General features: G+C 73.5%; 2 protein-coding genes. Both read left to right on the plus strand.

Annotated features, from left to right (window positions below; genetic code table 11):
• The first annotated feature begins 94 nt into the window (after positions 1 to 94).
• Positions 95 to 9,637 carry a type I polyketide synthase gene (locus ACZ6I1_RS33355; protein ID WP_469292722.1) on the plus strand — a complete coding sequence of 3,181 codons (9,543 nt, stop codon included), beginning with the start codon at positions 95 to 97 and terminating at the stop codon, positions 9,635 to 9,637.
• A 56-nt stretch (positions 9,638 to 9,693) separates the two neighbouring features.
• On the plus strand, positions 9,694 to 10,532 hold an 839-nt coding region (locus tag ACZ6I1_RS33360), incomplete at its 3' end, for a beta-ketoacyl synthase N-terminal-like domain-containing protein (protein WP_469292724.1).

Consider the following 10,532-nt stretch of genomic DNA (forward strand, 5'->3'; position numbering starts at 1 on the left):
ATTCTGGCGCTCTGCCGGCGAACTTTCCCCCGGGCCCGGTCCCCCAGCCGGCGTCGCCGCCGTGCCTTCCGCCAGCCCGAAGTGAGGATGCGTGATGAACGCTGACGACATTGCCGTCATCGGACTCGGCTGCCGTCTCCCCGGCGGGATCGACTCCCCGGAGGCGCTCTGGCAGGGCCTGCTGGACGGGATCGACGCCATCAGCGAGGTCCCCCCGCAGCGGTGGCGAGCCGATGACTGGCATGACGTCGACCCCTCGGCACCGGGCAAGATGACGACCCGGTGGGGTGGGTTCCTGGACGACGTCGCGGGGTTCGACGCCGAGTTCTTCGGGATCTCGCCCGCCGAGGCCCGTCAGATGGATCCGCAGCAGCGGCTGGCGCTCGAGGTCGCCTGGGCCGCGGTGGAGGATGCCAGGATCCCGGCCGACCGGCTCGCCGAGTCGGCCACCTCCGTGTTCTTCGGGACCATGTGGCAGGAGTACCACCTCGCCACCGGGGCGTCCCCCAGCGAGATCCGCACGCACACGGCCATCGGTACGGACACCTCGATCATCCCGGCCCGCATCGCCTACGCCCTCGGCCTGCGCGGCCCTGTGATGTCGATCGGCACCGGATGCAGTTCCTCCCTGGTCGCCGTTCACCAGGCGGTCCGCAGCCTGCGGTCGGGAGAGTCGGACCTCGCGCTGGCGGGCGGTGTCAGTCTCATCCTCCACCCCCACACCACCGTGGCGATGGACAAGTTCGGCACCCAGAATCCCGACGGGCAGTGCCGCGCGTTCGACGCCGACGCCAACGGGTACGTACGGGGCGAAGGATGCGGCGTGGTCGTGCTGCGCAGGCTCGCCGACGCCCGGCGGCACGGCGACCGGATCTACGCGCTGATCCGAGGCAGCGCCGTGAACAACGACGGCACCACCGACGGCCTGGCCACTCCGGGCGCCGAGACACAGGCCGAGGTGCTGCGCTCCGCATGGCGGGAGGCGGGCATAGCCCCCGGCCTGGTGTCCTACGTGGAGGCCCACGGCACCGGGACCCGCCGGGGCGATCCGATCGAGGCGGCGGCACTGGGCAGCGTGTTCGGCCACGGCAGGAAGGAACCGCTGCGGATCGGGTCGGCCAAGACCAACTTCGGCCACCTCGAGCCGGCCGCCGGGGTGCTCGGTGTGCTCAAGACCTCCCTGGCCCTCTTCCACGGCGAACTGCCCCCCAGCCTGCACTTCCGGCACCCGAACCCGGACATCGACTTCGACGCGGCGAACCTGGCCGTGGTCACGCGCCGGCAGCCGTGGCCGCAGGGAGCGCGCCTGGCCGGAGTGAGCAGCTTCGGCTACGGCGGCACCAACGCCCACCTCGCGCTGGCCGGGCCGCCGACGGAAACCGCCGCTGCCCGGGAACCCGCCGGGCCGGCGCGGGTTCCCTGGGTGCTGTCGGCGCGCTCCGAACCGGCCCTGCGGGAACAGGCCCGCCGTCTGCGCGCCCACCTGGCCGCCCGCCCCGGCCTCTCGGCCGCCGACGTCGGCTTCTCCCTGGCCACCACCCGCGCCCACCACGAGCACCGGGCCGTCGTGCTGGGGTACGAGACCACGGACCTGATCCGCGGACTGGAGGCGCTCGCCTCCGGAGCCCAGGCGCCGAACCTGGTCGTCGGATCCGGCCGAGGGCAAGGTCCGGTCCTGATGTTCGCCGGGCAGGGAGCCCAGTGGGCGGGAATGGCCGCCGACCTGCTCGGATCCTCCCCGGTCTTCGCCGAGCGGTTCGCGGAGTGCGAAGCGGCGCTGGGCACCTTCGTGGACTGGAGCCTCACCGAGGTGATCGGGGATGCGGACGCCCTGGAGCGGGTGGACGTCGTGCAACCCGCCCTGTGGGCGACGATGGTTTCACTGGCGCGGCTGTGGGAGCACTTCGGCGTCGAGCCGGAGGTCCTGCTCGGGCACTCGCAGGGTGAGATCGCCTCGGCGTGCGTGTCCGGGGCCCTGTCCCTCGTGGACGCGGCGGCCGTGGTGGCGCTGCGCGCTCAGGCCATCCGTCGCGGTCTGGCGGGCCGCGGCGGCATGGTTTCGCTGGTGTGCTCGCGGTCCGACGCGCGGCAGCTGATCACGCGGTGGCCGGGCCGGCTGTCGGTGGCCGCCGTCAACGGCCCCGGGAGCACCGTGGTCTCCGGCGAACCCGAGGCGCTCACCGAGCTGATCACGCACTGCGCATCCGAGGGAATCCGGGCCAAGCGCATCCCGGTGGACTACGCCTCCCATTCGGCGCAGGTGGAGGCGATCCGCGAGGACATCCTCGCCGAACTGGCGGGGATCCGGCCGCGTCCCGGTGTGGAGGGCTTCTTCTCCACCGTCGACGTCGGCCGGATCGACAGCGCGACCCTGGACGCGGGCTACTGGTACCGGAACCTGCGCTCCACGGTCGAACTCGACGCGTGCGTGCGCGCGCTGGCCGCAGAGGGCCACCGGGTGTTCATCGAATGCACTCCGCACCCCGTGCTCACCATGGGCGTGGAGGAGAGCGCCGACGTGTGCACCGTCGGAACGCTGCGCAGGCAGGAGGGCGACCGGTTCCTGACGGCTCTGGCCGAGGCTTACACCAGCGGCGTGGACGTCGACTGGAGCCGGGCCTTCGAGCGGGCGGACGCCGTGGACCTGCCCACGTACCCTTTCCAGCACCAGAGGTACTGGATCGACGCCGAGGCGACGGGTGGCGGGAGTACGGAGGACTCGCCGTTCTGGGACGCGGTGGGCCGGGAGGACCTCGACGAGGTGGCCCGGACCCTGCGGGTGGACCGGGACGCCCTCACTCCCGTCCTGCCCGCCCTGGCCTCCTGGCGCAGGCGGCGCACCGCGGAGTCCGTCGTGGACAACTGGGAGTACCAGGTCGGCTGGAAGCAGGTCCCCGTACCCGCCGCGGTCCGCCGGGGAGACTGGCTGGCCCTCGCGCCCGCAGGCGACGCGTGGGCGCGCTCGGTGGTCGAGACCCTGACCGGACAGGGGCTGCGCCTCACTGTCCTGGAGATCGAACCCGGCCTCGACCGGGCCGCGCTGGCCGCGCGCCTGCGCGGCGCGACCTGTGACGGAGTGCTCTGTCTGGCGGCCGCGCAGGACGGCCCGCACAGCGGACATCCGGCGGTTCCCGCCGGCTACGCCGCGACCCTGACCGCCGTGCAGGCCTTGGGCGACGCCGAGGTCACCGCCCCGCTGTGGTGCGTGACGCGGGGCGCCGTCGCGGTCGCCGACGAACCGGTCGCCCCGGACGCCGGCCTGGTGTGGGGGCTGGGCAGGGTCGTCGCCCTGGAACACTCCGCGCGCTGGGGTGGTCTGATCGACCTGGCCTCCCCGTACGACGGTGCGGTACTGGCCGGGATGCTGACCGGCGATCACGGCGAGGACCAGGTGGCGATCCGGGGTTCCGTCCCGTACGGCCGCCGCCTGGTACGCGCCACCGCCGGTCCGTCCCGCGACTGGAGTCCCCGCGGAACGGTCCTGATCACCGGCGGAACGGGCGCGCTCGGCGCCGAGGTTGCGCGCGCCCTGGCCGGCCAGGGCGCCGAACACCTCGTGCTGGTCAGCCGGAGCGGGCCGGACGCCCCTCGGGCGGAGGCCCTCACCACCGAACTCCGCCGGCTCGGGGCCGGGGTCGAGATCGTCGCCTGCGACGTCGCCGACCGGGAAGCGCTCCGCGCGGTCATCGAGCGAACCCGGCCCCGCGCGGTGGTGCACGCCGCCGGAGCACTGCACGACGGACTCGTCCAGGACCTCACCCTCGACCAGGTCGACGCGGCGCTGCGGGTGAAGGCGCAAGGCGCGTGGAACCTGCACGAACTGACCGGCGAGCTGGACGCGTTCGTGCTCTTCTCCTCGTGGGGCGCGACCGTCGGGGTCCCGGGCCAGGGCAACTACGCGCCCGGCAACGCCTACCTGGACGGCCTGGCCGTGCTGCGCCGCGCGCAGGGACTGCCCGCGACCTCGGTGGCCTGGGGTCCGTGGTCCGGGGACGGAATGGCGCGGGGGCCGGTGAAGGAGGTCCTCGACCGTCACGGCGTACCCACCATGGCACCGGACCTGGCACTGCTGGCCCTGGCCAGGGCCGTGGCACGCCCGGAACCCTGCGTCACCGTCGCGGACGTGCACTGGGACCGGTTCCGTACGGCGTTCACGGCCACCCGTCCGAGCGCCCTGCTCGCCGATCTGCCCGACGGCCGGGACGCCTCGGCCGTCGCCGCACCCGCGTTCCGGCAGCGCCTGGCCGAACTCCCCCCGGACAGCCGGGCGCGCGCCGTACTCGACGAGGTCAGGGCGCAGACCGCCCTCGTGCTCGGTCACGCGGCCCCCGACGCGGTGGACGCCGGGCGCACCTTCAAGGAACTCGCCTTCGACTCGGTCCTCGGGGTCGAGCTGCGCAACCGGCTGGGCGTGGCCACCGGGCTGCGGCTGCCCGCGACGCTGATCTTCGACCACCCCACGCCCGCGCAGCTCGCCGCACACCTGCTCACCGAACTCGCCCCGGCCGGCATCACCGCCAGCACCCCGGCATCCGCCCCCGAGAGTTCGGCGGAGCCCATCGCCATCGTCGCCATGAGCTGCCGGTTCCCCGGCGGAGTACGCGATCCGGAAGGCTTCTGGCGGCTGCTCGCCGACGGGGGCGACGCCATCACGCCGTTCCCCGAGGACCGGGGCTGGGACCTCTCCGCGCTGTACCACTCGGACCCGGACCACCCCGGCACCAGCTACACCCGGGAAGGCGGGTTCGTGGCCGCCGCCGAATTCGACCCGGAGTTCTTCGGAATCAGCCCCCGCGAGGCGCTGACCATGGATCCGCAGCAGCGGATCCTCCTGGAGGGATCCTGGGAGCTGCTGGAGCGGGCCGGGATCGCGCCGGACTCGCTGAGGGGCAGTGACACCGGGATCTACCTCGGCACCAACGGCCAGGACTATGCGTCGCTGGGCACTCCCCACGGCTCCGAGGGGTTCGGGCTCACCGGCAGCGCGGCCAGCGTGGTCTCCGGCCGCGTCTCCTACGCCCTCGGCTTGGAGGGGCCGTCGGTCACGGTGGACACCGCGTGCTCGGCCTCGCTGGTGGCCATCCACCTCGCCGCGCAGGCCCTGTCGAGGGGTGAGTGCACGATGGCCGTCGCCGGTGGCGCCACCGTGATGGCCACGCCGCGCCTGTTCGTCGGGTTCAGCCGGCAGCGCGGCCTCGACCCCGGTGGGCGCTGCCGCGCCTTCTCGGACGGCGCCGCCGGCACGGCACTGGCCGAGGGCAGCGGACTGCTGCTGCTGGAAAGGCTGTCCGACGCGCGGCGCAACGGGCATCCGGTCCTGGCCGTGATCCGGGGTTCCGCGGTCAACCAGGACGGCACCTCCAACGGGCTCACCGCCCCCAACGGCCGTGCGCAGCAGCAGGTCATCCGCAAGGCCCTCGCCGCGGCGGGGCTCGAAGCCTCCGACGTGGACGTCGTGGAAGCCCACGGCACCGGCACGACGCTGGGCGATCCCATCGAGGCACGCGCCCTGCAGGCCACCTATGGGGCCTCCGGCAGGCCGGTGTGGCTGGGCTCGGTGAAGTCCAACATCGGACACACCCAGGCGGCGGCGGGCGTGGCCGGCGTGATCAAGATGGTGCTGGCCATGAACAACGGCATGGTGCCCCGCACCCTGCACGCCGACACCCCCTCCCGCCACGTCGACTGGTCGACGAGTTCCCTGCGACTGGCCACGGACCCCGTGGCCTGGGACGGTGACGGCCTCCGGCGCGCGGGCGTCTCCTCGTTCGGTATCAGCGGTACCAACGCCCACTTGATCCTCGAGCAGGCCGCCGAGGCCGGGGCCGGGGACGAGGCCGGGGACCCGGTGGCCGGCCCCCGCCCCGGGCTGCTGCCCTGGGCCCTGTCCGCGCGGACCCGGGAAGCCCTGCGCGAGCAGGCGTCCCGGCTGGCCGTCCGGGTCGGGACGCATCCCGAGACGGACCCGGCCGACCTGGCGTTCTCCCTGGCCACCTCGCGGACGTCCTTCCAGGAGCGCGCCGTCGTCGTCGGCCGGGACACCACCGACCTGCTCGCCGGGCTGCGGGCGATCACCCGGGGAGAGTCCCCGGCGTCGGTGGTCGAAGGGTCGGCGGGTGACGGCCGGACGGCGTTCGTCTTCGCCGGGCAGGGAACCCAGCGTGCGGGCATGGGAGCCGACCTGCGCGAGGCGTACCCGGTGTTCGCCTCCGCATGGCAGGAGATCTGCGCCGGACTCGACCCGCACCTGCGCCTTCCGCTCGCCGAGGTCATCGACGACCCGGACGCACTGCGCCGTACCGAGTTCACCCAGCCCGCGCTGTTCGCCTTCGAAGTGGCGCTGTTCCGGCTCCTGAAGAGCTGGGGTGTCACACCCGATGTGGTTCTCGGACACTCCGTGGGCGAGCTCGCCGCCGCACACGTGGCGGGCGTTCTCTCCCTGGAGGACGCCTGCGCGCTGGTCGCCGCCCGAGGCCGGCTGATGCAGGCCCGGCCGGACACCGGCGTGATGCTCGCCGTTCAGGCCGGCGAGCAGGAGATCGCACCGCTGTTGTCCGCGCGGGTCGCTCTCGCCGCCGTCAACGGGCCGCAGTCCGTGGTGATCGCCGGTGACGCGGACGCCGTGGACGAGGTGGCCGGGCGGTTCACCGGACGCCGCACCAAGCGGCTCAACGTGTCCCATGCCTTCCACTCCGCGCACATGGACGGCATGCTCGACGAGTTCCGGAGCGTGGCCGAAGGACTCGTCTTCCACCCGCCGCGCATTGCGCTCGTGACGAACCTGACCGGGCGGATCGTCACCGCCTGCGGTCCCGACCACTGGGTGCGCCAGGTGAGGCAACCGGTCCGGTTCGCCGACGGAATCCGCACCGCGCTCGGCGAAGGCGTCACCAGGTTCCTGGACATCGGCCCCGACGGAACACCTGCCGCCATGATCGAGGACTGCCTGGACCGCGACGCCGTCGTGGTCCCGACCCAGCGCCCGGACCGGTCCGGACCCGAGGCACTGACCCTGGCGGTCGCCAGAGCACACACGGCGGGTGCCGGGCTGGACTGGCCCTCGCTCCTCGGCGAGCGGCGTCGCCGCGTCGACCTTCCCACCTACGCCTTCCAGCGCAAGCGCTTCTGGCTGGACACCTCCGGCGCCGGGCACCCCTGGCTGACGGAGATCACCGAACTGGCCGACGGCGGCTGGGTGCTGTCCGGCCGGGTGTCGGCGTCGTCCCAGCCCTGGCTGGCCGATCACGTGGTCTTCGACACCGTCGTCGTACCCGGCACCGCGCTGCTGGACATGGTCCTGACCGCGGCCGGCCAGGCCGGAGCGGCCGGTGTCGGCGAGCTGACCCTGTCGCGGCCGATGGTGCTGGAGGACGCGGCACACGTGCAGGTCAGGGTCGGCCCCGCCGAAGGCGGACGGCGACCGGTGACCCTGCACAGCAAGGTGGACGGCTCGGGCGCCTGGAACACCCACGCCGAGGGTGTGCTGGTGGACGCGTTCGGTGCGGAGCCCGTCGACTGGTCGATGCCCGCGCTGCCCGCCGTGGACCTCGCCGGCTTCTACGAGGGTTTCGCCGCCCAGGGCGTCGACTACGGCGCCGCCTTCCACGGCGTGGCCGAACTGCGCGGTCAGGACCGGACCGCCTGTGGTGTGGTCCGGCTGCCGGCCGGCGAGGCGGGCGGATTCGGTGTGCACCCGGCCCTGCTGGACGCGGCCTTGCAGGTGATGCGCGCGGTGGTACCGGCTTCCGCCGAGGCCCAGCTCCCCTTCCAGTTCACCGACGTCCGCCTGTACGCCACGGGAGCCACCGAGCTCCGCGTCCGGGTCGACGTCCGGGACGACGGGATCCGGGCCGCGATCACCGACCCCGCCGGGGCGCCGGTGGCGTACGTCGGCGCCTTGCGGCTGCGTCCGGTCGGCGCCGATCTGCTGCGTGCCGCCCTCTCCGTCCCCGACCTCTACCGCGTGGTCTTCCGGCCCGTGCCGCACGTGCCCTCGGTTCCGGAACCGGTGCGGGTCCTGGGCCGGGGTGCGGTGTCCGAGGTCCTCGGGGTGACGCCGGCCGAGGAGGTCACCGGGGACGGCCCGCGCCGGATCCTCATCGACGCCACCGGGAGTCCCGAGGGTGTCGCCGCCGCCCACGAGTCGACCGCGCACGCGCTGGACCTGCTGCGCCGGCTGCTGCCCCGCGAGGACACCGAGCTCGTGTGGATCACCAGGGACAGCGTCGCCGCCCGCCCCGGGGACCGCGTGCACGGCCTCGCCCAGGCACCCCTGTGGGGGCTGCTGCGGGCGGCGCGGCGCGAGCACCCGGAGGCGGCCATCCGGATCGTCGACTGCGACCGGATCGACGCGGCGACCCTGCTGTCGGCGTTGTCCGTGACCGGCGAACCGGAACTCGCCGTCAGGGACGGGGAGATCCTGGCGCCCCGGCTGACCGCGGCAGGCGCCGCCGGTGCGCCCACCGCCGCCGTGGCCGACGGAACGGTGCTGATCACCGGCGGCACCGGCGAACTCGGCAGGGCGGTCGCCCGGCACCTGGTGACCGAGCACGGGGTCCGCGACCTGGTGCTGACCTCGCGCAGCGGCCCCGAGAACCCGGAAGCCGGGAGCCTGATCGCGGAACTGACCGAAGCCGGTGCACGATCCGTCCGGGTGCTGGCCTGCGACGTCACCGACCGCACCCAGGTGGCCGGCGTACTGTCCTCGGTGGACAACTGGTCGGCGATACTGCACCTCGCGGGCGTGATCGACGACGGCCTGCTGCTCGACTACGACCAGCGGCGCCTGCGCACGGTACTGGCCCCCAAGGTCGACGGGGCCGCGCACCTGGCGGAACTCACCGGGCATCTGGGCCTGTCGGCGTTCGTGCTCTTCTCCTCGGTCTCCGGAACCCTCGGCTCCGCCGGGCAGGGCGCGTACGCGGCGGCCAACGCCTATCTGGACGCCCTCGCCGCCCGCAGCGGTGGGACCAGTCTGGCCTGGGGGCTGTGGGAGCAAGCGGGCTCGGGAATGACCGCACACCTCGCGGAGGCGGAACTGGGGCGCCTGCGCAGGCAAGGAATCGCGCCGCTGCCCGTCGCCAAGGCCCTGCGGCTGCTGGACCGCGCGCTGCGCTCGCCGGACGGCAACCTCGTCCCCGTCAGGCTCGACCTCGCCGCGCTGGAAGGGGAACCCCCGGCGCTGCTGCGGGGACTCGTCCGGCCGTCCCTCCGCCGCGCCGGCAACGACCCCGCGGGCGCGGGGCTGCGGCGGCGCCTGCAGGGCCGGACGCCGGACGAGCAGGCCGCCTCGGTCACCAGGCTGGTGCTGGAGGAGGTCGCCGTCGTACTGGGGCTGCCCGGCCCCGGAGCGCTCAGGAGCAAGGCCGTACTGAAGGACCTCGGCCTCGATTCACTGATGGCCATGGAGCTGCGGCGCAGGCTCACGAGCGCCACCGAGGTCCCGTTGCCCGCGAGTCTCGCCTTCGACCACCCGACCCCGGCGGACATCGCGGATCTGCTGATGCGGCTCATGGGGATCGCTCCGGAATCCGGGACGGCGCCGGAACCGGAGTCGCCATCGGACCCGGACGCGCCGGCACCGGCCCGGTCGGTCGCCGAGATCGGCGCCGAGCTCGACGCTCTCCTCGAACTCTAGAAGCTTCCACGCCGTGCACTTCTTGGAAGGAATGCCTGATGTCTGAACAGAATCGGTTGGAACTCGCCCTGCCCGCGATCCGGGAACTCAAGCGGCGGGCGACCGATCTGGAGGCGCAACTGACCGAACCGGTCGCCATCGTGTCGATGGCGTGCCGGCTGCCGGGCGGGGTGGCGACACCGGAGGAGTTCTGGGAGCTGCTGTCCTCGGGCGGGGACGCGATCGAGGGCTTCCCGTCGCGGGACGGCTGGGACGTGTACGACCCGGATCCGGAGGCCGTCGGGAAGAGCTACGCGCGCGAGGGCGGATTCCTCCGGGACGTCGAGGAGTTCGACGCCGGGTTCTTCGGGATTCCGCCGCGCGAGGCACGGGCGATGGACCCGCAGCAGCGGGTGGTCCTGGAAACCTCCTGGGAAGCCCTCGAACGCGCCGGCATCCGCTCCGAAGCCCTTGAGAGCAGCAACACCGGCGTGTACCTGGGCACGATGAACGGCGACTACGGCAGCCTGGGGCACGGCCTCGGGGACCAGGACGGATACGTCAACACCGGCAGGGCGAGCAGTGTGCTGTCGGGCCGGGTCTCGTACTCGCTGGGGCTGCGGGGTCCGGCCGTGACGGTGGACACGGCGTGTTCGTCGTCGCTGGTGGCCTTGCACCTGGCGGTGACGGCGCTGCGCCAGCGGGAGTGCGACGTCGCGCTGGCCGGTGGTGTGACCGTGATGTCGACGCCGTCCCTGTTCGTGGAGTTCTCGCGCATGCGGGGCATGGCTCCGGACGGGCGGTGCAAGAGCTTCTCCGCTGGGGCCGACGGGGCCGGCTGGTCCGAGGGCTGCGGCGTGCTCGTCCTCAAGCGGCTGTCGGCCGCGCAGGCCGCCGGGGACCGGGTGCTGGCGGT

The organism is Streptomyces sp. NPDC046303, from assembly GCF_055588085.1.